At 70.1% G+C, this 20,384-nt stretch carries 20 protein-coding genes and 2 tRNA genes; 7 read left to right on the top strand and 15 right to left on the bottom strand.

Translation table 11 applies throughout. The annotated features are described in order from the left end of the window. The first annotated feature begins 82 nt into the window (after positions 1–82). The 4 genes from Q1V88_RS14565 to Q1V88_RS14550 all read left to right on the top strand — a co-directional run bounded on the left by Q1V88_RS14565 (position 83) and on the right by Q1V88_RS14550 (position 4,530). On the top strand, positions 83–667 hold the full coding sequence (locus Q1V88_RS14565; protein WP_300682014.1) for a TetR/AcrR family transcriptional regulator: 585 nt from the start codon (positions 83–85) through the stop codon (positions 665–667). Positions 668–987: 320 nt separating this feature from the next. After that, a complete protein-coding gene (locus Q1V88_RS14560) occupies positions 988–1,926 on the top strand; it encodes a hypothetical protein (RefSeq protein ID WP_300682013.1) in 939 nt (312 codons plus the stop codon). 173 nt (positions 1,927–2,099) lie between these two features. Continuing rightward, a complete protein-coding gene (locus tag Q1V88_RS14555; RefSeq protein WP_300682012.1) occupies positions 2,100–3,497 on the top strand; it encodes a hemolysin family protein in 1,398 nt (465 codons plus the stop codon). Continuing rightward, positions 3,490–4,530: a hemolysin family protein gene (locus tag Q1V88_RS14550; protein ID WP_300682011.1), complete on the top strand. Its 1,041-nt coding sequence runs from the start codon at positions 3,490–3,492 to the stop codon at positions 4,528–4,530. Before Q1V88_RS14555 ends, Q1V88_RS14550 begins: the two co-directional genes overlap by 8 nt. A gap of 40 nt (positions 4,531–4,570) precedes the next feature. Here the strand turns inward: Q1V88_RS14550 and Q1V88_RS14545 are convergent, their stop codons facing one another. Beyond that, entirely contained in the window at positions 4,571–5,029 is a 459-nt protein-coding gene (locus tag Q1V88_RS14545; RefSeq protein ID WP_300682010.1) for a ribosomal protein L7/L12, read from the bottom strand. Positions 5,030–5,141: 112 nt separating this feature from the next. Between Q1V88_RS14545 and Q1V88_RS14540 the strand changes: the two genes are divergently transcribed. After that, positions 5,142–5,882 (top strand): endonuclease/exonuclease/phosphatase family protein, encoded by a 741-nt coding sequence (locus Q1V88_RS14540; RefSeq protein WP_300682009.1) that lies wholly within the window; start codon positions 5,142–5,144, stop codon positions 5,880–5,882. Here the strand turns inward: Q1V88_RS14540 and Q1V88_RS14535 are convergent. From Q1V88_RS14535 to Q1V88_RS14525, 3 genes are all read right to left on the bottom strand, one after another. Next, positions 5,876–6,607: a hypothetical protein gene (locus Q1V88_RS14535; RefSeq protein ID WP_300682008.1), complete on the bottom strand. Its 732-nt coding sequence runs from the start codon at positions 6,605–6,607 to the stop codon at positions 5,876–5,878. The genes Q1V88_RS14540 and Q1V88_RS14535 overlap by 7 nt on opposite strands. Positions 6,608–6,818: 211 nt before the next feature. After that, positions 6,819–6,891, bottom strand: a tRNA-Ala gene (locus tag Q1V88_RS14530). A gap of 62 nt (positions 6,892–6,953) precedes the next feature. After that, positions 6,954–7,523: a helix-turn-helix domain-containing protein gene (locus tag Q1V88_RS14525; RefSeq protein ID WP_300682007.1), complete on the bottom strand. Its 570-nt coding sequence runs from the start codon at positions 7,521–7,523 to the stop codon at positions 6,954–6,956. Positions 7,524–7,601: 78 nt separating this feature from the next. Between Q1V88_RS14525 and Q1V88_RS14520 the strand changes: the two genes are divergently transcribed. Beyond that, positions 7,602–8,531 (top strand): NAD(P)/FAD-dependent oxidoreductase, encoded by a 930-nt coding sequence (locus Q1V88_RS14520; protein WP_300682006.1) that lies wholly within the window; start codon positions 7,602–7,604, stop codon positions 8,529–8,531. A gap of 30 nt (positions 8,532–8,561) precedes the next feature. Here the strand turns inward: Q1V88_RS14520 and Q1V88_RS14515 are convergent, their stop codons facing one another. The 11 genes from Q1V88_RS14515 to Q1V88_RS14465 all read right to left on the bottom strand — a co-directional run bounded on the left by Q1V88_RS14515 (position 8,562) and on the right by Q1V88_RS14465 (position 18,124). After that, positions 8,562–10,655, bottom strand: coding sequence for an acyltransferase family protein (locus Q1V88_RS14515; protein WP_300682005.1), 2,094 nt, complete (start codon positions 10,653–10,655; stop codon positions 8,562–8,564). Positions 10,656–10,933: 278 nt separating this feature from the next. Next, a tRNA-Ala gene (locus tag Q1V88_RS14510) sits at positions 10,934–11,006 on the bottom strand. Positions 11,007–11,096: 90 nt separating this feature from the next. Further along, positions 11,097–11,723, bottom strand: coding sequence for a histidine phosphatase family protein (locus Q1V88_RS14505; RefSeq protein ID WP_300682004.1), 627 nt, complete (start codon positions 11,721–11,723; stop codon positions 11,097–11,099). After that, positions 11,720–12,133 (bottom strand): ribosome silencing factor, encoded by a 414-nt coding sequence (gene rsfS, locus Q1V88_RS14500; protein WP_300682003.1) that lies wholly within the window; start codon positions 12,131–12,133, stop codon positions 11,720–11,722. The genes Q1V88_RS14505 and rsfS overlap by 4 nt, the downstream gene beginning before the upstream one ends. Before the next feature lie 9 nt (positions 12,134–12,142). Continuing rightward, positions 12,143–12,772: a nicotinate-nucleotide adenylyltransferase gene (gene nadD / locus Q1V88_RS14495; protein ID WP_300682002.1), complete on the bottom strand. Its 630-nt coding sequence runs from the start codon at positions 12,770–12,772 to the stop codon at positions 12,143–12,145. A gap of 14 nt (positions 12,773–12,786) precedes the next feature. Further along, positions 12,787–12,939, bottom strand: coding sequence for a hypothetical protein (locus Q1V88_RS14490; protein WP_300682001.1), 153 nt, complete (start codon positions 12,937–12,939; stop codon positions 12,787–12,789). A 28-nt stretch (positions 12,940–12,967) separates the two neighbouring features. Further along, on the bottom strand, positions 12,968–14,233 hold the full coding sequence (locus Q1V88_RS14485; protein ID WP_300682000.1) for a glutamate-5-semialdehyde dehydrogenase: 1,266 nt from the start codon (positions 14,231–14,233) through the stop codon (positions 12,968–12,970). A 59-nt stretch (positions 14,234–14,292) separates the two neighbouring features. Further along, entirely contained in the window at positions 14,293–15,759 is a 1,467-nt protein-coding gene (locus Q1V88_RS14480) for a phospholipase D-like domain-containing protein (protein ID WP_300681999.1), read from the bottom strand. 200 nt (positions 15,760–15,959) lie between these two features. After that, positions 15,960–16,922, bottom strand: a complete 963-nt coding sequence (locus Q1V88_RS14475; RefSeq protein WP_300681998.1) for an electron transfer flavoprotein subunit alpha/FixB family protein — start codon at positions 16,920–16,922, stop codon at positions 15,960–15,962. A gap of 19 nt (positions 16,923–16,941) precedes the next feature. After that, complete coding sequence (locus tag Q1V88_RS14470) at positions 16,942–17,733, bottom strand: electron transfer flavoprotein subunit beta/FixA family protein (protein ID WP_300681997.1); 792 nt, start codon at positions 17,731–17,733, stop codon at positions 16,942–16,944. A gap of 67 nt (positions 17,734–17,800) precedes the next feature. Further along, the gene (locus tag Q1V88_RS14465) at positions 17,801–18,124 is read right to left on the bottom strand and encodes a hypothetical protein (protein ID WP_300681996.1); all 324 of its coding nucleotides are present in this window, start codon (positions 18,122–18,124) and stop codon (positions 17,801–17,803) included. 103 nt (positions 18,125–18,227) lie between these two features. On the opposite strand from Q1V88_RS14465, the gene glgX reads away from it, so the two are divergent. After that, the gene (gene glgX, locus Q1V88_RS14460; RefSeq protein WP_300681995.1) at positions 18,228–20,381 is read left to right on the top strand and encodes a glycogen debranching protein GlgX; all 2,154 of its coding nucleotides are present in this window, start codon (positions 18,228–18,230) and stop codon (positions 20,379–20,381) included. Positions 20,382–20,384 lie beyond the last annotated feature (3 nt).

The following is a 20,384-nucleotide window of genomic DNA, read 5'->3' as shown; positions in this document are numbered from 1 at the left end:
GAGTGATCCGTGTCCCACTGGAGGCGATAACCCGTCACAATGTCGCGAGCACGTCCCCACTCCCCCGACCCCGAGGCCCTTCATGACCAGCCAGCCCGATCACTGGAACGCGCGCCGAGCCGACGCTCGCCGCAACCACGAGGCGGTCCTCGCCGCCGCGATCGAGGTCTTCACCGAGCAGGGACTCGAGGCCACCATCCCCGAGATCGCTGCGCGAGCCGGGGTCGGCAAGGCCACCGTCTACCGTAGCTACCCGAGCAAAGCCGACCTGATCCAGGCGATCGCGCACCAGGGCGCCGAGTGGATCCACGGCTGCCTGATCGAGGCCTCACGCAACCCCGACCCCCTGGCCGGGATCGAGGAGTTCCTCACCGCGACGATGACCCGCCTGGCCGGCGACAAGCTGATGTCCGACATCTTCGACAGCATCGACGAGTCGGGCAAGCTCGCCCACCGCGACGACGAGCGCCACCGCGAGGCCGAGTCGGCGATCGACTCACTCCTGCAGCGCGCCCGCGACCACGGCCAGATCCGCACCGACATCACCGGCTTCGACATCCAGGTGATGATGGGCGGCTGCGCCCGCTCCCTGATGAAGCTCAACATCGCCGACCCGGAGGTGTGGCAGCGCTACGCCCGGCTCACCCTGGACGCCCTGCGCCCCTGAACGACTTCCGGGTTCACCACCGCCGACTTCCGGGTTCACCACCGCCGACTTCCGGGTTCACCACCGCCCAGATCGGCAGGGGACCGCATCGATCAGGAGACGGCGTACGTGTGCGACATGGCCAGCGCAACATCGAGCACCTTCTGATACCGGGTGTCACTCAGCACCCCAAGGATCACGATCGCATAACGATACGATCGTCTATTCTATACGATCTATTCAGATCGCCCGTCGGCGTCCTACGTTCCGTGGCGGCGCGCATCCACGCGCCACGGCCCCGCACCCCGGTGCGGAGCCGCCCCCACGGATGAAGGACGGCCATGTCACTACGCGTCACCTCGGCCCGGGCCCTGTCGGCCCTGGCCCTCGTCACCTCGATCGGTCTCGCCACCCCGGGCTCGGCCCACGCCGACGCCACCGGGTCGCCGATCACGCCGACCGCCGTGTCGACGTACGACTCGAAGATCACCAACGACGGCACCAACGTCTACTACCCGACCAACGTCAGCGGCACCCTGCCCGTCGCACTGCTGCTCCAGGGCGGCAAGGTGCACCGGCAGTACTACAGCGACTACGCCCGCACGGTGGCGTCGTACGGCTTCATCGTGGTCACGCCCAACCACAAGCGACTCAACTTCTTCGACCTCGACTACTACACCTCAACCAGCCAGATCGGCGAGACGCTGTCGTGGATGGCAGCGGAGAACACCAACGCCTCCTCTCCCCTGGCCAGCCACATCGACACCGGCTCGATGGTGCTGCTGGGCCACTCCTTCGGCGGCGCGACCGGGCTGAGCATCGCCGAGTCGAAGTGCTCGATCCCCTTCTGTACGACGCTCTCCTTCACGCTCCCCTCCGCGGTGAAGGCCGGCTCGTTCTACGGCACCAACAACGGCATCCTCGGCATCTACCCCTCGATCGACAACCAGATCCCGATCCAGCTGGTCCAGGGGCAGTCCGACGGCAAGGCCGAGCCGGCCCAGGCCGAGTCGACGTACGCCAAGATCGCCAACGGCCACAAGCAGATCGTCAGGGTCGCCGGGGCCAACCACTACGGCATCACGAACATGCAGAACCCCAGTGGCGCCGAGGCCGAGACGAACACCCAGACCAGCACCCAGGCCGCGAGCATCGAGACCAGTGCCCGGTGGGCGGCGCTGTGGCTGCGGGCACAGCTGGGCGACACCGCGGCAGCGACGTACGTCTACAGCACCGGTGACGCCGCCGACACCGACGTCACCGTGACCAGCGCTCCCTGAGTGCACGAGGGCGTCCGGTCCGACGGGACCGGACGCCCTCACCCGTGTCGGAACATTGAGGCACCCTCGCTCGTTAGTACCGGCGTGAGATCCTCGCGCGACCGATCGCGCCCTCGAAGTCCCCGCCCTCCTGATCCCCAGCGCGCCACGGCCGTGGTCAGGAGGTGGAAGCCGTGAACGAGTGGATCCTGCTCGCCCTGGGCCTGCTGCTCACCGCAGGCACCGGGCTGTTCGTGGCCTCGGAGTTCGCCCTGGTCAACCTCGACCGGCACGAGCTCGAGAGGCGCCGCGACCGCGGCGAGAAGGGCCTCGGCCCCGTCATCGGCGCACTGCGCTCGACCTCGACGCACCTCTCGGCAGCCCAGCTGGGCATCACCCTCACCACGCTGCTGACCGGCTACACGTTCGAGCCGGCGATCAGCTCACTGCTGCACACGCCGCTGAGCGACGCCGGTCTGAGTGACGGCGCCGTCACCGCGACCGGTGCCGTGATCGGCGTACTGCTGGCCACCATCTTCTCGATGGTGATCGGCGAGCTCGCCCCGAAGAACTTCGCGCTGGCGGTCCCCCGCCAGACCGCCAAGCTGGTCATCCCCGCCCAGGTCGCCTTCAGCGCCACCTTCAAGCCGATCGTGGCGCTGCTCAACGGCACCGCGAACAAGGTGATCCGCGCGATGGGGATCGAGCCCCAGGAGGAGCTGTCCAGCGCCCGCTCCGCCGAGGAGCTGACCTTCCTGGTCCGGCACTCGGCCGAGGCAGGCCTGCTGGAGGCCCACGACGCCACCCTGCTCGACCGCAGCCTGCGCTTCTCGGCCCTCGACGCCGGTGACGTGATGACGCCGCGGGTGCGGATGACCACCGTGCCGGCCGACGCGACCGCGGCCGACGTGATCGCCGCGTCCCTGGCCAGCGGTCACTCCCGGCTCCCGGTGATCGAGGACGGCCCCGACGACATCGTCGGCGTCGTCCACGTCAAGCAGGCCTGGGCCCTGGCCCCCGAGCACCGCGACCGTGCCGTCACCGACCTCCTCACCGCACCGGTCCGGGTGCCGGAGTCGATGGGCGCCGACGCCCTGCTGGCCACGTTGCGGGCCCAGGGCCTCCAGCTCGCCGTCGTCACCGACGAGTACGGCGGCACCGCCGGGATCGTCACCCTGGAGGATCTGGTCGAGGAGCTCGTAGGCGAGCTCGACGACGAGTTCGACAGGGCGCGGCCCGAGATCGTCCGTCGCGGGCAGTCGGTCGTCTTCGACGCCTCGCTGCGCGCCGACGAGCTCGCCGACCGGACCGGGATCGTGGTGCCCGACTCCGAGGAGTGGGACACCATCGCCGGGTTCGTGCTCGATCGTCTGGAGCGGCTCCCCGAGCTCGGCGACGAGGTCGCCCTGGAGTCCGGGACGCTGCGGGTGGAGCGGATCGACGGCCACCGGCTGGTCCGGCTGCGCTACCTGCCGCAGGCCGGCGAGTCCGGCCAGACCGGCACCGCCGTGAGCACCGCCGGCGACCGCACCGACAGCGACGAGCACAGCGAGCCCAGCACCACCGTCACCGAGGGGACCAGCCATGAGTGAGTACCTTCCCGGCCTGATCTGGCTCGTCGTGCTGCTGGCGGGCAACGCCTTCTTCGTCGGCGCCGAGTTCGCCGTCATCTCCGCACGCCGGTCCCAGATCGAGCCGCGCGCCGCGGCCGGGAGCAAGGCTGCGAAGACGACGCTCTACGCGATGGAGCACGCCACCTTGATGCTGGCCACCAGCCAGCTCGGCATCACGGTCTGCTCCCTGATCATCCTCAACGTCTCCGAGCCCGCGATCCACCACCTGCTGGAGCATCCGCTGGCCTCGACCCCGCTGAGCGCGGAGGGGATCAGCATCACCGCGTTCATCCTGACCCTGGTGCTGGTGACGTTCCTGCACGTCGTCTTCGGCGAGATGGTGCCCAAGAACACCGCCTTCTCGGTGCCCGACCGGGCCGCTCTGGTGCTGGCGCCCCCGCTGGTGATGGTCTCGCGGGTCTTCCGCCCCGTGATCGCCGCGCTGAACTGGACGGCGAACCTCGCCGTCAGGGCCGCCGGCGTGGAGCCGAAGGACGAGGCGACCAGCACCTTCACCCTGGACCAGGTCGCCGGCATCATCGAGCAGTCCCAGCGTGAGGGGACCCTCTCGGACGCCTCGGGCACCCTGGCCGGGACGTTCGAGTTCACCACCAAGACGGTCGCCGACGAGCAGATCCCGCTGGCCGACCTGGTGCTGCTGCCTGCCGACGTGACCCCCGAGCAGGTGCACGCCGCGGCCCAGCGCTACGGGTACTCGCGCTACCTGGTCGCCGACGCCGATGGCGCTCCGGCCGGCTACCTGCACGTCAAGGACGTGATGGACCTGGAGCAGAGCGCCGCCACCCTCCCGGTCCCGGCCAAGCGGATCCGACGCCTGGTCTCGGTGCCGCCGGCTGCCGAGCTCGAGGACGCGATGCGCACCATGCGGCTGCACGGCAGCCACGTCGCCCGCGTCGTCGACACCGACGGCACCATCACCGGGACCGTCTTCCTCGAGGACATCCTGGAGGTGCTGGTCGGCACGGTCAGCGATGTGACCAGCCGGGCCTGACGCCGACTGCGGGTCCTGCCAGCCAACGGCAGGGCCCGGGTCAGCCGGCCGCCGGGACGTCCTCCATCGACACCGTCGCACCGGCAGCCTCGAGGCGTGCCCGGACCCGGTCGGCGCTGGTCACGCTGACCTGGTCGGCCATGATCGAGGGCACCCCCTCGACCAGGATCTTGGCCTCGTACAGGTCGGCCCCGCTGACCTCGCGGATCGCCTTGATCACCTGGATCGGGCGCTCCCCCGCCGCCTCCAGCCGGACGCGGTAGGTCCCCGGCTCGGCGAACTCGGCCGGCGGCGGGGTCGCCGTGGAGGGGCGCTGGCCGGTGACGACGTACGTCCACCACGCCTTCCAGTTCGTGGCGACGGTCGCCCCCACGACCACCAGCCCCGCGATCTCGGCGAACATGTGCCCCGAGGCGAGGCCGAGCACGCCGAGGACGAGGACGCAGATCCGGGGCAGTGCCCGGCCGATCTGGGCAGTGCGCGAGGTCGGCTTCGTCATGCCTCGATCCTGCCATCCGCCCCGGAACTCCCCCGTCGGCGGCCCCGCCGCGAGGTCGGCGTACCGCACAATGGACTCCTGCCCCGATCGCCGCCTCGAAGGAGGTCGTCCCATGCCGAGGACCCGGATCACCACCGCGAACGTGCTGTCCTCACTGAGCCCGCAGCAGGCCGACGAGTGTCTGGCGACGGTGCTCGCCGGTGACCCCGACATCGTCGGCCTCCAGGAGTGGCGGATCATGCGCCTGCGCGGCCTGGCACGCACCGGCAGCGTCGGCGTGGCCGGCGTGCCCCGTCTGCGCACCGGCAGCGGGGCGTACACCTGGGTGACCTCGGGTCCCGGCGACTGCGTCGTGGGGCTGCGCGCCTCGCGGTTCACCGTCCTGGCCACCCGCCAGGTCAGCCTCGGCACCGTCGGTCACGCCGACCGCGGCTCCCGCATCCTCGACCTGCTCCCGCCCCGCTGGGTGAGCGTGGTCGAGGCCGAGGACCACCTCACCGCCCAGCGCCTCGGGATCGTGAGCTACCACCTCATCCCCGGCACCCAGGGCAACGACGTCTACCGCGCCGACCGGCCCCGCAACGCCCGTCGCCATCAGCAGGAGGTACGCCGTCTCCAGCGCGTCGTCTCCCGGCTGCTGCGACGCTGCGACGCCGTCTGCGCCCTCGGCGACTCCAACTTCCACGGCCTCGCCCTGCCCCCGCTGCACTCGGCGTGGGAGGGGCACCCCGGAACGACCGGCACCCTGACCTCCCACCGCAGGATCGACGACGTCTTCTTCACCGAGCCGAGCCGGGACGTGCAGCTGCTGCGCAGCCACTCCGACCACGCCTTCGTGCAGGTGGACTACTGACCCGGTGGCGTGGCCCCGCCCGCGCCGGCCGTCGTGGACGTGGCGCTCTCGAACCCCTTCGCGAAGGCAGCGCCCATCGCATCCCCGATCGCCTGGGCGATCGCGGTGTACGGCGTCTGGCCGATCTCCCCGGGCCGGATGTCGAGGAACGACGACTCCCCGCCTCGGTTCCAGTCGAAGGCGTCCTTGAGGTGCTCGAGGGTCACGTCGGTCGGGTTGAGGTAGAGGTACATCCGCCCGAAGCGCAGGGCGTGGCGGCGTGAAAGCAGCGTGACGCTCTCGTGGAAGAAGGATCGCGCCAGGGCGACGAAGTACTTGACCGCGACCAGCACGACACCGCCCAGCGAGATCGCTGAGACGACCCGGAGGATCAGCTCGTTGCGGCCGATCGTCGGCGGCGGAGAGGCCGCGTGCACGGCGATGTAGTAGCTCAGCGCACCGACGGCGAGGACCGCCGCAGCCGACGCCATCGTCCCGGCGATCGACATCCGCGCGGCCCGCTTGCCCAGCACCCGCTGGGCCTTCTCCACGAACAGGTCGACCGCGGCCAGCCGGAAGACCACGTCAGGGTCGAGGGCCTTGGCCGGGAAGCGCTCCGCCAGCTGCTTGCTGGCGGTGACCAGGGACTCGGTGCGCAGCCGCAGCGCCTGGTCGATCTCCCCGAACTCGAAGTGGGTGGGGTCGGTGGACCACGCACGTCCCCGCCCCCACAGCCGACGCGTCACCGCGAACATCTCGACCCTGCCTCTCCCCGGCGGACGCGCGAACCGTCCTCGTGGCGGCAGTGTGGCAGTCAGCGCCGGGGCCGTCGGGCGGAATCGGCAGACTCCGTGGCGGTGGACTAGAGGGTCTTCGGTCCCGCCCCGAAGCCGTCACGCGGTGCCACCAATGCCGAACGGCGGTGCGATCCTCAGATCGCACCGCCGTTCGTCGCTGTGGAGGTGAGGGGACTCGAACCCCTGACCCCCTGCATGCCATGCAGGTGCGCTACCAGCTGCGCCACACCCCCAGCGTCTCACCGACCCGTCTCCGTGTCGGCAACAAGGAAAACACTAGCGAACCACCCGGCGTCTACGCCATTCGGGCCCCCTCCACCCCGGTGGTGTGCAGGCGGACGCCCTCGCTGTTGAAGATGCTGAGCACCTGAGCAGGGCGCGGACCGACCGCGGAGAGGCTGTGCGGGACCCGGGTGTCGAACTCGGCAGCCTCCCCCGCGCCGAGCACGAAGACCTGGTCGCCGAGCGAGAGCCGGAGCTTGCCGGCCAGGACGTAGAGCCACTCGAAGCCGTCGTGCACGCGCTGCTCGGGGCACTGCGCCGAGGGCGGGTAGGTCACCTTGTAGGTCCCCACCGCAGAGCCTTCCGGCGCCAACGGAGCGATCACGATCCCGTCGCGGTGGATCGCTGGACGACGTACGCGCGGATCGGCGACCACGGGCGCGACCAGGTCGTCCAGGCCGATCCCGAGCTCGCGGGTCAACGGGATCAGCAGCTCCAGGCTGGCCTGGCGCTTGCCCGACTCCAGGCGTGACAGCGTGCTGGCCGACATCCCGGCTCGCTCCGCGAGCTCGTCCAACGTCCACCCGCGCGAGTGCCGGAACGCCCGCAGCCGTGCCGCGACCTGCTTCAACTCGTCGACCATCAGGACCGCCTTGAGGACTGCCTTGCCAATTCCGCAAGAATCTTTGCTGTTTCGCCATCATGCCAGTGCACTGGTGACATGAGCGAACAACCCGACGTGATCGTCATCGGTGGCGCAGCCGCCGGCCTCTCCGCAGCACTGACCCTGGGCCGGGCCCGGCGCCGGGTGCTGGTGCTGGACACCGGTCTGCCGCGCAACCGGTTCGCCGCCCACATGCACGGCGTGCTCGGCCACGACGGGCTCGACCCCGCCGAGCTGATCCGGATCGGACGCGAGGAGTGCCGCCAGTACGACGTCACCCTCACCTCGGCCGAGGTGGCCGCCGTCACCGACGCCGGAACGTCCGGCCTCAGCGTCACCCTGACCGACGGCACCGCGCTCAGGACACGCGCCGTGATCGTCGCCAGCGGCCTGAGCGACGTGCTGCCCGACCTCCCCGGCCTGGCCGAGCAGTGGGGCCGCGGCGTGGTGCACTGCCCGTACTGCCACGGCTGGGAGGTGCGCGACCAACGCCTGGCAGTGCTCGCCACCGGCCCGAACTCGCTGCATCAGGTGCAGCTGGTCCGGCAATGGAGCGACCGGCTGACGTTCCTCTCCGCGGGCTACGGCACCCTGTCGTCCGAGGAGGAGGCACGGCTGCGCTCGCGCGGGATCGAGATCGTTACCACCCCGGTCGCCGAGATCCTGGCCGATGACGGCCGGCTGAGCGGCGTACGCCTGGAGGACGGTCGCCAGATCGCGTACGACGCCCTCTTCACCGCGCCGCACTCCCGGCCGCACGACGCCTTCCTGGCCGGGCTCGACCTGGACCGCACCGAGAACCCGATGGGCAGCTTCCTCGCCGTCGACCCGACCGGTCAGACCAGTCATCCGCGGATCTGGGCCACCGGCAACGTCACCAACCCCGGAGGGAGCGTCCCGATCGCGATCGGCGCAGCGGTCCTCACCGGTGCGATGGTGAACATGGCCCTGGTCAACGAGGAGTTCGACACCGCCTTGGAGGCCTGAGCCGATCCGATGCGGTCACGGCGGGCCGCCTCACGAACGCCCGGTCCGCACGATCGCCGAGGACATCGCGCGCACCCCGGCCGGGGTGAGGTGGACACCGTCGGGGCCGAACCAGTCGTCATGGCCGGCCGCCATCCGGTGGAAGTCGACGACCTGGACGTTCGGGTAGCGCGCGGCCGCCTGCCGGATCGCCGCCACGCTGGTCGACTCCCAACTGCGCGCCACCCGCGGAGTGATCAGCACGATCCGGGCCTCAGCGTGCGTACGGCAGAACGCGGAGAGCGCCGAGGCGTCGATCGCGCCGTTGGTGCCGATCCCGAGGATGTAGGTGCCGCCCGGTCGGTTGAACTGCGGGTAGCCGCCCGCGATCTGCAGGCCGGTGCGCGGCTGGCGGCCGATCTGGGCGTCGATCGAGATGCCGGGCAGAGCCCGCTCCAGGGAGGGGGCGATGTCGATCATCAGCGAGTCGCCGACCACGACCGTCCGGGCGCCGGCCATCGGGCGGCTGAGCGGTCCGGGGGTGGCGGCCCCGCTCGGGCCACCGCTCGGGACGCCGCTCGGACTCCCACTCGGGACGCCGCTCGGAGATCCACTCGGCGTCGTGCCGTCACTCGGCTCCGTACCACGGCTGGGGTCTGCACCGGGGCTGAGACTGGCACTGTGGCTGGGGCTGAGATGAGGACTGGGACCGCCGCTCGAACTCCCGTGCGGCACATGCGGAGTATGCGGGGCACCCGAGGCACCCGGGCTCGGCGACCTGTGCGGCCTCGTCTCGTGGCCGGTCAGTGCCGAGCCGGGGCCGACCTGGATCGTGGTCGGACCGTGGTCGACCGGGGCGGGGTCCACCCGACCGCTGAGCGCGAGCGCGATCACGGCGACCGGGGCGACCATCCCGAAGACGGCACCCATCCGCGGCGCGGGGGCCAGGGAGCCGATGCGCCCGCCCAGGCGCCGCAGCGAGCCGCGCAGACCCGCGCGGCGGACCGGGTTCTCGATGCACCGGTGGGTGAGCTCGGCCAGCAGTGCCGTCACGGCGACGACGGCGACGACCCGGGTCCAGGAGAACCTGCCGTAGTCGGTCGCCGAGGAGAGCGCGACCAGGACCGGGAAGTGCCACAGGTAGAGCACGTAGGAGCGGCGTCCGACCGCCCCCACCAGCCCCCGGTCGAGGCGGGCCACTACCGCGACGGCCCCCACCGAGGCGACCAGGCCGACCGAGGCCACGGTGGCCAGGGCCAGACCGCCCAGGTAGGTCGGGGCGGCGGTCTCGCGCAACGTCACCACCAGCACCACGAACACCACCAGGGACGCCAGGAACAGCCCGCGCAGACCGAGCCGGCGTACGCGCTCGGGCACGATCCGCTCGACCAGCGCCGTGAGCGCCGCCGGGGCCAGGTGCAGCGCCAGCGCGAGCGTGGCGCCCGCCAACAGCTCCCCCGCACGCGTGTCGGTGCCCAGGTAGAGCCGGTTGAGGCTCACCCCTGCCAGGTAGCCGACGACCACGGCCAGCAGCGAGGCGAGGCCGAGCAGGCCGACGACCAGCACACTGCGCGCGTTGCGCCCCACGACGACTAGGAGCCCGACGAGCACCACCGGCCAGAGCAGGTAGAACTGCTCCTCCACGGCCAGGCTCCAGAAGTGCGTCAGCGGTGAGGGCAGACCGAAGGAGTCGAAGTAGGACGTGTGCCGGACGACCATCCACCAGTTGTTCCCGTAGACCAGCGCCGCCAGCGCGTCAGGCCGCAGCCGGGGCAGCAGCTCCCGGTGGGTCAGCGTCGCCCAGACCAGGCACGCGGCGATGACGACGTACGCCGCCGGGAACAGCCTCCGCGCCCGGCGCCGCCAGAACGCGAGGAGGTCCACACGCCCGGTCAGCGCGCGTTCGCGCAGCAGCAGGTGGGTGATCAGGAACCCGGAGACGACGAAGAAGAGAGTGACGCCGAGGAACCCGCCGGCCAGACCGGGCACGCCGAGGTGGTAGCCGATCACGGCCGTGACACCCACGGCTCGCAGCACGTCCAGGCCCACGATCCGGCCAGGGCGCCCAGTGCCGTCGGCAGGACCGGGACGCTCGGCGCCCGGCTCAGCAGGCAGCGGGGAGGCAGCAGGAGGAGCCGACGTCACCACGGAGCGATCTCTCCCACCGCCAGCAGGGTCGCCCTGACACGCCTTTGCCTCACGTCCGTCACCCTGATCCCTTCCCTGGGCGCACCTGCTCGCCCCTCGATGCGCCCGATGCTAGGAACGCCACCTCACGGGAGCCTCACAGCCGGATCACAACACGAGCACGGATCCTCACAGCGCACCGCCGCGCGCCACATCGCACTGAGAATCGCGGTGAAATAGAAACAAGGCCCACACGCGGGCCCTGACGGGCCGGCCTGTGAGCCTTGCACTTCGGGTGGAGGTGAGGGGACTCGAACCCCTGACCCCCTGCATGCCATGCAGGTGCGCTACCAGCTGCGCCACACCCCCGATTGGCGTTGTCCGAGGCTGATCACTCCCCGGCAACGAGAAGAACAGTAGCGAATGACCCCGCAGAACAAGAAATCGGGGCCACCGGGATCAGACCGACAGCTCCGCGACCGCGGGTGCGCCCCGGTTGTAGGCCACCAGCCGGCCGGCGTCGCCACGCAGCTCGACCTCGGCCCAGGCGCAGTTGTCCATCCCGACCAGGGTCGAGACCGACGCGGCCGGGCTGAGCCCGATCAGGGCGCCGACGAGCAGCTTGAGGGCCGCACCGTGGGAGACGATCACGGCGGTCTCCCCCGCCTCCAGCTCGGCGCCGAGGTCGCGGGCGCTGGCGTGCAGCCGGGCCGCGACGACCTCGGAGTTCTCCGCGGAGTCGATCAGGTCGAAGTCACCGGCGCGGAAGGCGTCGTACTGGCCGGGCGAGCGCTCGGCGAACTCACGGTGCGAGAGCCCCTCGATCTCACCGAACCCGCGCTCGCGCAGGCGTTCGTCGTGGCGCACCAGCAGGCCGCACTCGACGGCGATGCGGGCGGCCGTGGCCGAGGCGCGGCTCAGGTCCGAGGACCAGATCGCGACCGGCTCGAAGCCCGCGATGTACGGCGCCACCGCCGCAGCCTGGGCCACGCCGACCTCATCGAGGTCGACGTCGGTCTGGCCCTGGATCCGCCCCAGGCGGTTCCACTCGGTACGCCCGTGGCGCACCAGGACCAGTCGGGTCACTGCCCCGCGGCAGGCGTGTCGGTGGCCCCGGCGGCAGCAGCGGCCTCGGCCTCGAGGTCGCCCAGGTCGACGGCCGGGCAGTCGCGCCAGAGCCGCTCCAGGGCGTAGAACTGGCGCTCCTCCTCGTGCTGCACGTGGATCACGGCGTCACCGAAGTCGAGCAGCACCCAGCGGGCGTCGCGCTCACCCTCACGGCGGATCGGCTTGGCGCCGAACTCGCGGACCTTGTCCTCGATCTCGTCGACGATCGCCTTGACCTGCCGGTCGTTGGCGCCCGAGCAGAGCAGGAAGACATCGGTGATGGCGAGCTGCTCACTCACGTCGAACGCGACGATGTTCTGGGCGAGCTTGGCCGAGGCGGCACGAGCCGCAACCACAGCGAGGTCGCGGGCGTAGTCAGTGGCAGTCATGGAGAGCTTTCAGGGGGTGTGGGAATGATCAGCGGGAGCATCGAGCGCATAGAGCTCGTGCTTCCCGATGTATTGAACAACGCCGTCGGGCACGAGGTACCAGATCGGCTGGCCGCTGCGGTGCCGGTCACGGCAGTCGGTCGAGGAGATCGCCAGGGCGGGGATCTCCAGGAGCGTCACCCGGTCCGAGGGCACCCGGGCCAGCACCGACTCGTCGATCTCGTAGCCCGGCCGGGTGCAGCCGACGAACTCGGCGAGCTCGAACAGCTGGTCGGCGTTGCGCCAGGTGAAGATCTCGGCCAATGCGTCGATGCCGGTGATGAAGACCAGATCCGCATCCGGCATCGCCGCCGTGAGGTCGTGCAGCGTGTCATAGGTGTACGTCGGCCCCTGCCGGTCGATGTCGACCCGGCTGACGGTGAACCGCGGGTTGGCGGCCGTCGCGACGACGGTCATCAGGTAGCGATGCTCGGCCGGAGAGACCTCGCGGTCGGACTTCTGCCAGGGCGCACCCGTAGGGACGAAGACGACCTCGTCGAGCCCGAAGACCCCCTGGACCTCGCTGGCCGCGACGAGGTGACCGTTGTGGATGGGATCGAAGGTCCCACCCATCACCCCGACCCTGCGACGCGCCGTCACGAGCGGATCGTGGATCAGGAGTGCTCGCGCCCGCGGGCGAAGGCCATCAGGACCAGCAGCATGCCCAGCAGGATGGCGATGGCGATGCCACCGATGATCCAGTGGTTCACGGACTCGTGGTGCTCGGCCTCAGCAGCGGCGGCAAGGGTGACAAGCGTGCTCAGCATGGGCTCACCCTACCGTGACCCCTCCCGCTCATCGCACATGGCCGTCCCCGGTGACGATGAACTTGGTCGAGGTCATCTCGGGAAGGCCCATCGGACCGCGGGCGTGCAGCTTCTGGGTGCTGATCCCGATCTCTGCGCCGAAGCCGAACTCGCCGCCGTCGGTGAAGCGGGTGGAGGCGTTCACCATCACCGCAGCGGAGTCGACCGCGGCACTGAAACGACGGGCCGCGGCCAGGTCCTCGGTCACGATCGCCTCGGTGTGACCGCTGGACCAGCGCCGGATGTGGGCGATCGCGGCGTCCAGGTCGGGCACCACGGCGGCGGCCATGTCGAGGGAGAGGTACTCCGTGGCCCAGTCCTCGTCGGTCGCGGCCACCACGCCGTCGTACGCCTCGAAGGCGGTGTCGCCGTGCAGCGTGACGCCCTCGCTCTGCAGCGCCTTGACCACCCGGGGCACGAACTCGGCGGCGATGTCGGCGTGCACCAGCAACGACTCGGCGCTGTTGCACACGCTGGTGCGGTGGGTCTTGGAGTTGAGCACGATCGCGAGCGCCTTGTCCTGGTCGGCCGCGCGGTCGACGTACACGTGCACGTTGCCCACTCCGGTCTCGATCACGGGAACGGTGGAGCCCTCCACGACGGCCTTGATCAGCCCGGCCCCGCCCCGCGGGATCAGCACGTCGACCAGTCCGCGGGCCTGCATCAGGGCGCCGACGGAGTCGTGGGTGTGCGCCGGCAGCAGCTGTACGACGTCGGCGGGCAGGCCCTGGGCGGCGGCCACGTCACGCAGCACCGCCACGATCGCGGCGTTGGACTCCGCCGCCGAGCCCGACCCGCGCAGCAGCACCGCGTTGCCCGACTTGAGGCAGATGCCGGCCGCGTCGGCGGTGACGTTAGGGCGGGCCTCGTAGATCATCCCGACGACGCCGAACGGCACCCGGATCTGGCGCAACTCCAGGCCGTTGGCCAGCGCCGAGCCGCGCACGACCTCGCCGACCGGGTCAGGCAGTCCCGCCACGTCGCGCAGCCCCTGGGCCATCGCCTCCAGCCGGTCGGGCGTTAGCCGCAGCCGGTCGACGATGTTCTCCGGCGTGCCACCGACCAGGGCCCGCTCCACGTCGGCGGCGTTGGCGGCCAGCACCTCGCCCGCGCGTGCCACCAGCGCCTCGGCCATCGCGGTCAGGGCGGCGTCCTTGACCGCACGGGTGGCCAGGGCCAGGTCGTAGCTGGCGGTCCGGGCACGGGTCGCGGCCTCGCGCACTGCGCTCACGACGGCGGGGTCCAGGGTCGTCATGGGGGAAAGTTTACGGGGCGGCAGGGTTGCCCCTACCGCCCCGTTCCACCCGCTGAGCCTCAGCGCACCGAGCCCGGCCCCCCGAGGGGCTTGACGCCCATCCGGTGGGTGGCCTTGGTGGTGAAGAGCTTGTTGAAGTGGTTCGCGTAACGCTTGTAGACGTTCGCGCTGTTGATCTGGAGGACGACCTCCTCGTTGGCCTTGGACAGCCCGTCCCAGTTCTCCGAACCGGTGACGACGAGGTTGGCCGGCTGGCCGTTGTACGTGCCGCTGACGGCCATGTACTTCAGGTGCGAGTAGAACCGCGGGCCGTAGCCGCCGATGCCGTCCTCGAGCAGCGGGTCACGGTAGGTGAACTCCCAGTCGGCGCTGCGGGTCGGGATGCCGGCCTTGGTCAGCGTGGGCCACTGCGAGCCGGGGACGCTCATGATGACCTTGACGTCGCAGCCCTGCTTCTTCTTGGCCACCAGCATCTTGGTCAGCGCCCTGCCTCGGGCGCCGAACATCGCGTACATGGCCAGTCGGATGGTGGTGCGTCCGTTGGCGCCGTACCCCTTGGGAGCCTTGCAGCTGATCTTGGAGATCTGCTTGGCCGGGCGGTCGGTCTTGGCGTTGTACCGCTGCAGCGTCGTGGTGGACAGCGTGGCGAGCTGGTCCGAGGCGGCCGCGGCCTTGCGCTGGAACCAGTAGCTGTAGGCACCGCTGGTGGTGGTGTAGGTCAGCACCCGGGCGCCGGTCTGCTTCTTGAACTTCATCTGGTTGAACATCTTCAGCCAGGTGTCGTAGAGCTGCTTGTCGTTGGCCACGGCGTAGGAGTCGTTCCACTGCCGGTAGACGGCCTTGGAGGTCAGGTTGCCCGAGCCGGTGATGACCAGGTACTGCGCGCCACCGGAGCGGCTGAACGCGAACACCTTGTCGTGCTCGTTGCCGGCGGTCTTGCCGCCGTTGCGGCAGCGGCCGGGGCAGCTGATCAGGAAGTTGGCCTTGCGCGGGTTCTTGCCCAGCGTCGACTGGAGCTTGCGGGCCACGCTGGACATGACCTTCTGAGCGACGATCACCTGGACGCTGACGCCGCGCTGCTTGGCCTTGCGCAGCGCGTAGGCGATCTCGGAGCGGTCGAAGGAGTAGACCGCGATCCGGATCTGCGAGCCACGCTTGGCGTGCATGATCGCCTGGTAGACCCGGCGCACGATCGCCTGGGCGTCCGAGGACGAACCGAGCGGGTCGTTGAAGACCGGACCGAGCTTGGGCCGCCACCCGGGCAGCCAGCCGACGTACGGGCAGTTCGGCGCCGTCGTCGTGGCCGTCTTCGTCGCGTACGCCGTGGTGGTGGTCGTCGCGGTCGAGGTCGCCGTCGTCACCGTGGCGGTCGCCGTGGCCGTCGGCGTCGTGGTCGTCGTGGTGGTCGTCGGACACCCGTTGGCGTCAACGGCCGCTGCGGCCTGCGCCACCGGCGAGGGGCCGGCGATGTCCAGAACGTTGAGGCCGACGCCTCCCACCGTGGCGAGGGCTACGCCCGTCGCCACCAAAGCCTTCCACCGTCGCACCCTGATCTCCCCCGCACTCATCTCGTCACCAGCTCCCCCGAGAGGGGGTGTTCACCGTCACATATCTGACACTGCTAGTCAAAGTAAAGACCACAGTGCCCCCGACTTTGGTGAGTCGGGGGCACTTCACAGGTTATTTTCGCCTGAGTTCACAGGCAGGAGTCGCTGTGGGGTGGGGCTCAGCCCTTGCGCGCCTTGATCTCGGCGGTCAGCGCCGGGAGCACGGTGTGCAGGTCGCCGACGACGCCGAAGTCGACCAGCTCGAAGATCGGGGCCTCTTCGTCCTTGTTGACGGCCACGATCGTCTTGGAGGTCTGCATGCCGGCGCGGTGCTGGATCGCACCGGAGATGCCGTTGGCGATGTAGAGCTGCGGCGAGACCGTCTTGCCGGTCTGGCCCACCTGGAAGGTGTGCGGCTTCCAGCCCGAGTCGACGGCGGCACGCGAGGCGCCGACCGCGGCACCGAGCTGGTCGGCCAGGTCCTCGACGGCGGAGAAGTCGCCGCCGGTGCCACGGCCACCGGAGACGATGATCGCGGCCTCGGTCAGCTCGGGACGACCCGAGGCCTGACGCGGCTGGGTGGCGACGATCTGGGCCGTCTTGGCAGCGTCGGAGATGGTCACGGCGGTGGCCACGACCTCGCCTGCAGCAGCCGACTCCTCGGGGGCGGCGGCGTTGGGCTTGACCGTGATGATCGGCGTGCCCCGGGTGACCTTGCCCTCGACGGTGAAGTTGCCGGCGAAGACCGACTGGGTGGCGACGATCGCGCCACCGGCAGCCTGGACGTCGACGGCGTCGAGGATGACACCGGAGTCGAGCTTGATCGCCAGACGCGCGGCGATCTCCTTCGTCTCGGCGTTGGACGGCAGCAGGATCGCGGCCGGGGCGGCGGTGGCCGCGATCTGGGCCAGGGCCTCCGCCTTCGGAGCGACCAGGTAGCCCTTGATCTGGGCGTCGTCGACGGCGTAGACCTTCGTCGCGCCGTAGCCCTTGACCACGTCGGCCACGGCGGCGGCCTCGGCCGGCGCGCCGATGAAGACGGCCGACGGCTCGCCGATGCGGCGGGCGATGGTGAGCAGCTCCAGGGTCGGCTTCTTGACGGCGCCGCCCTGGTAGTCAACAAGAACGAGAACTTCAGACATGGTGTGTACCCCCGCCTTCTCAGATGAACTTCTTGGACGCGAGGAACTCGGCCAGCGCCTTGGCGCCCGAGCCGTCCTCGTCCTTGACGATCTCGCCGGCGGTGCGCGGCGGACGTGCCGTCACGGTCTCGACGGCGGTGTAGGCAGCGCCGAGGCCCACCGAGCCGGCGTCGACACCGAGGTCGGCCAGGCTCCAGGACTCCAGCGGCTTCTTCTTGGCCGCCATGATGCCCTTGAACGACGGGTAGCGCGCCTCACCGGACTGGTCGGTGACCGACAGCACCAGCGGCATCGCGCCGCCGATGACCTCGGTGGCGGCGTCGGTGTCGCGCTTGATCCGGACCTGGTCGCCCTGGGTCTCGACCACGGAGGCGAGGGTGACCTGGGGCAGACCGAGCCGCTCGGCGAGCATCGGCGGGACGACGGAGAGACCGGCGTCGGTCGAGGCCAGACCGGCGACGACGAGGTCGACCTTGCCCAGCTTCTCGATCGCCTTGGCGAGCACCAGCGAGGTGGCCAGGGCGTCCGAGCCGGCGATCGCGTCGTCGACGACGTGGACGGCCTTGTCGGCACCCATCTGGAGGGCCTTGCGGACGGCGGCCTCGGCCTCGGCCGGGCCGACGGTCAGCGCCGTGACCTCGACCTCTTCGCCGTCGCGCTTCTCCTTGATCTGGAGGGCCTGCTCGACGGCGTACTCGTCGAGCTCCGACAGCAGGCCGTCGACGCCGACGCGGTCAACGGTGTTGTCCGACTCGAACCGGCGGTCTGCCGTCGCGTCGGGGACGTACTTCACGAGGACAACAATGTTCATAGTGTGGTGCGGCCTGGACGGCCCCTCCTGTGGATGATCGATGTTGAATGGCGATGTTACTCACGGGTCACTTACGTGTCACGGTGGGCCTGACGAAGTAGTCCACCACGCGCCCGAGGATGATCCAGGCGAGTGCCCCCAGACCCCAGTTGAAGAGCGCGTTCTTCGTCTGCGCATTCTCCGAGGTCCACTCCTTGATGCCGTGGGCTCGATCGAAGATCCCGAGATCGACGACGTCGGCGACGTTGAGCACGAACGTCACGAGTGCGTTCTTCTCGTCGGCCTGAAACACCACCAAGAGAACGCCGAGGGCCAGGAACAGCGCGGCCAACGAGCACAGTGCGAACAGCACCTGCCCTCCGACCGTGCGGACCCTTCTCCACGTCTCCATGGCGCCGACCCTATCGGGCACGTCACCAGCGCGCGCGCCCCGTAGCCAGTCGGTGGAATAGAGCGCTCAGCGCCACCACACCGTGGGCCTGCACAATGGCGTCGTGGAACTGTGGCGAGGCATGGGCGAGACGCGCCCGGTGTGGCGTGGCCGGAACTGGCCGCTGGGAGCGACCTGGGCCGAGGAGTCGACCAACTTCGCGGTCTACGCGCCGCGTGCCACCGCGATGTGGGTCTGCGTCTTCACCCTCCACCCCGACGGCACCGAGACCGAGACCCGCTACCAGCTCACCGAGCAGTCCCTGGGCATCTGGCACGGCGCCATCCCCGATCTCGACCCAGGCACCCGCTACGGCTACCGCGCCGACGGTCCGTGGCTGCCCGACCAGGGACTGCGGTTCAACGTGAACAAGCTGCTGCTCGACCCCTACGGGCTGGCCACATCGGGGACGATCCGCAACACCCAGGAGCTCTACGGCTACCGCTGGGACGCGCCCGAGGAGATGGACACCTCCGACTCGGCCCCGGTCACCGCCCGCTCGGTCGTGGTCGACACCTCCTTCGACTGGGAGGGCGAGACCCCGATCCAGCGCCGCTGGCGCGACACCGTGGTCTACGAGCTGCACGTCAAAGGGTTCACCCGGCTCCACCCCGAGGTGCCCGAGAACATGCGCGGCACGTACGCAGGCCTCGCCTCGAAGCCGGTGATCAGCTACCTGAAGAACCTCGGCGTCACGGCCGTGGAGCTGATGCCGATCCACCAGTTCTTCTCCGAACCCGCCCTGCTCGACCGGGGCACGACCAACTACTGGGGATACAACACCGCCTCCTACTTCGCGCCGGACGCGACGTACTCCTCCTCGGGCTCGACCGGCGAGCAGGTCCGCGAGTTCAAGGCGATGGTCAAGGAGCTGCACAAGGCCCGGATCGAGGTGATCCTCGACGTGGTCTACAACCACACCGCCGAGGCCGGTCCGAAGGGCCCGACACTCTCCTTCCGCGGCCTCGACGACCGCGGCTTCTACAAGCGCGTCCCCGAGCACGAGGGCCAGTACGACGACACGTACTGGGACGTCACAGGCTGCGGCAACACGGTGAACACCTGGGACGACCTCGCACTCCGGCTGATCCTGGACTCGCTGCGCTACTGGGTCACCGAGATGCACGTCGACGGCTTCCGGTTCGACCTGGCCAGCGCCCTGACCCGGACTGGCACCGAGATCGACTTCCACTGCGCACTGCTGATCGCGATCGGCCAGGACCCGATCCTGCGCCACGTGAAGCTGATCGCCGAGCCCTGGGACACCTCCCAGGACGGCTACCTGGTCGGCCGGATGCCCCCGCCCTGGGTGGAGTGGAACGACCAGTTCCGCGACACCATCCGCGACTTCTGGCGCGGCCACACCGCCGGTGTGCGGGACGTCGCCACCCGGCTGGCCGGCTCCAGCGACCTGTACGCCGACGACGGCCGCTCGGCGTACAACTCGGTCAACTTCATCACCGCCCACGATGGCTTCACCCTGCGTGACCTGGTCACCTACGAGACCAAGCACAACGAGGCCAACGGCGAGAACAACACCGACGGCTCGGACAACAACCGGTCGTGGAACCACGGCGTCGAGGGCGAGACCGATGACGCCGCCATCGACGCGCTGCGCCGCCGCGACGCGGCCAACATGATCGCGATGCTGCTGCTGTCCAACGGCGTCCCGATGATCACCGCCGGCGACGAGCGCGGTCGCACCCAGCAGGGCAACAACAACGCCTACTGCCAGGACAACGAGATCTCCTGGCTGGACTGGACCCCCGAACACGCCTGGCAGGACGTCTACGAGGTCGCCCGCGCCGCGATCAAGTTGCGCCGCAACCACCCGGCGCTGCGCCAGCGACACTGGTTCGAGGGCTCCCCCACCATCGTCGGCGGCCCCAAGGACCTGGCCTGGCTCGACGCCGACGGCTCCGAGATGGCCGCCGAGGACTGGAACGACACCTCGCGCCGCTCGGTCGGGCTCTTCGTCTCCGGGGGGCCGCTGCGCTCGCCGGACCGCTATGGGCACCAGATCCTCGACGACTCCTTCGTGCTCTGGTTCAACGCCGGCGACACCCCGCTGGAGGTCACCCTGCCGGTGCAGCAGTGGGTCCGCTCCGGGGCGGTGGCGCTGTCCACCGACGCCGCGCTGCCGACCGGGACGCCGCTGGTCGCCGGCCAGCAGATCACTCTCGGCCCGCGCACCGTGGTCGTGATCCAAGGCGCTTGATCG

Origin of the sequence: Nocardioides sp. (assembly GCF_030150155.1) — a bacterium.
Lineage (GTDB): Bacteria > Actinomycetota > Actinomycetes > Propionibacteriales > Nocardioidaceae > Nocardioides.
The sequence above is the reverse complement of the archived record's forward strand: the minus strand, read 5'-3'. Positions and strand labels throughout refer to the sequence as shown.

Bases quoted from the DNA above. Each gene is read 5' to 3' on its own strand.
- Q1V88_RS14470 (WP_300681997.1), bottom strand. From the start codon at position 17,733: ATGAACATTGTTGTCCTCGTGAAGTACGTCCCCGACGCGACGGCAGAC.
- Q1V88_RS14560 (WP_300682013.1), top strand. From the start codon at position 988: ATGTCACTACGCGTCACCTCGGCCCGGGCCCTGTCGGCCCTGGCCCTC.
- Q1V88_RS14520 (WP_300682006.1), top strand. From the start codon at position 7,602: ATGAGCGAACAACCCGACGTGATCGTCATCGGTGGCGCAGCCGCCGGC.
- Q1V88_RS14475 (WP_300681998.1), bottom strand. From the start codon at position 16,922: ATGTCTGAAGTTCTCGTTCTTGTTGACTACCAGGGCGGCGCCGTCAAG.
- Q1V88_RS14485 (WP_300682000.1), bottom strand. From the start codon at position 14,233: ATGACGACCCTGGACCCCGCCGTCGTGAGCGCAGTGCGCGAGGCCGCG.
- Q1V88_RS14525 (WP_300682007.1), bottom strand. From the start codon at position 7,523: ATGGTCGACGAGTTGAAGCAGGTCGCGGCACGGCTGCGGGCGTTCCGG.
- Q1V88_RS14490 (WP_300682001.1), bottom strand. From the start codon at position 12,939: ATGCTGAGCACGCTTGTCACCCTTGCCGCCGCTGCTGAGGCCGAGCAC.
- Q1V88_RS14465 (WP_300681996.1), bottom strand. From the start codon at position 18,124: ATGGAGACGTGGAGAAGGGTCCGCACGGTCGGAGGGCAGGTGCTGTTC.
- Q1V88_RS14545 (WP_300682010.1), bottom strand. From the start codon at position 5,029: ATGACGAAGCCGACCTCGCGCACTGCCCAGATCGGCCGGGCACTGCCC.
- Q1V88_RS14540 (WP_300682009.1), top strand. From the start codon at position 5,142: ATGCCGAGGACCCGGATCACCACCGCGAACGTGCTGTCCTCACTGAGC.
- Q1V88_RS14550 (WP_300682011.1), top strand. From the start codon at position 3,490: ATGAGTGAGTACCTTCCCGGCCTGATCTGGCTCGTCGTGCTGCTGGCG.
- rsfS (WP_300682003.1), bottom strand. From the start codon at position 12,133: ATGACTGCCACTGACTACGCCCGCGACCTCGCTGTGGTTGCGGCTCGT.
- Q1V88_RS14565 (WP_300682014.1), top strand. From the start codon at position 83: ATGACCAGCCAGCCCGATCACTGGAACGCGCGCCGAGCCGACGCTCGC.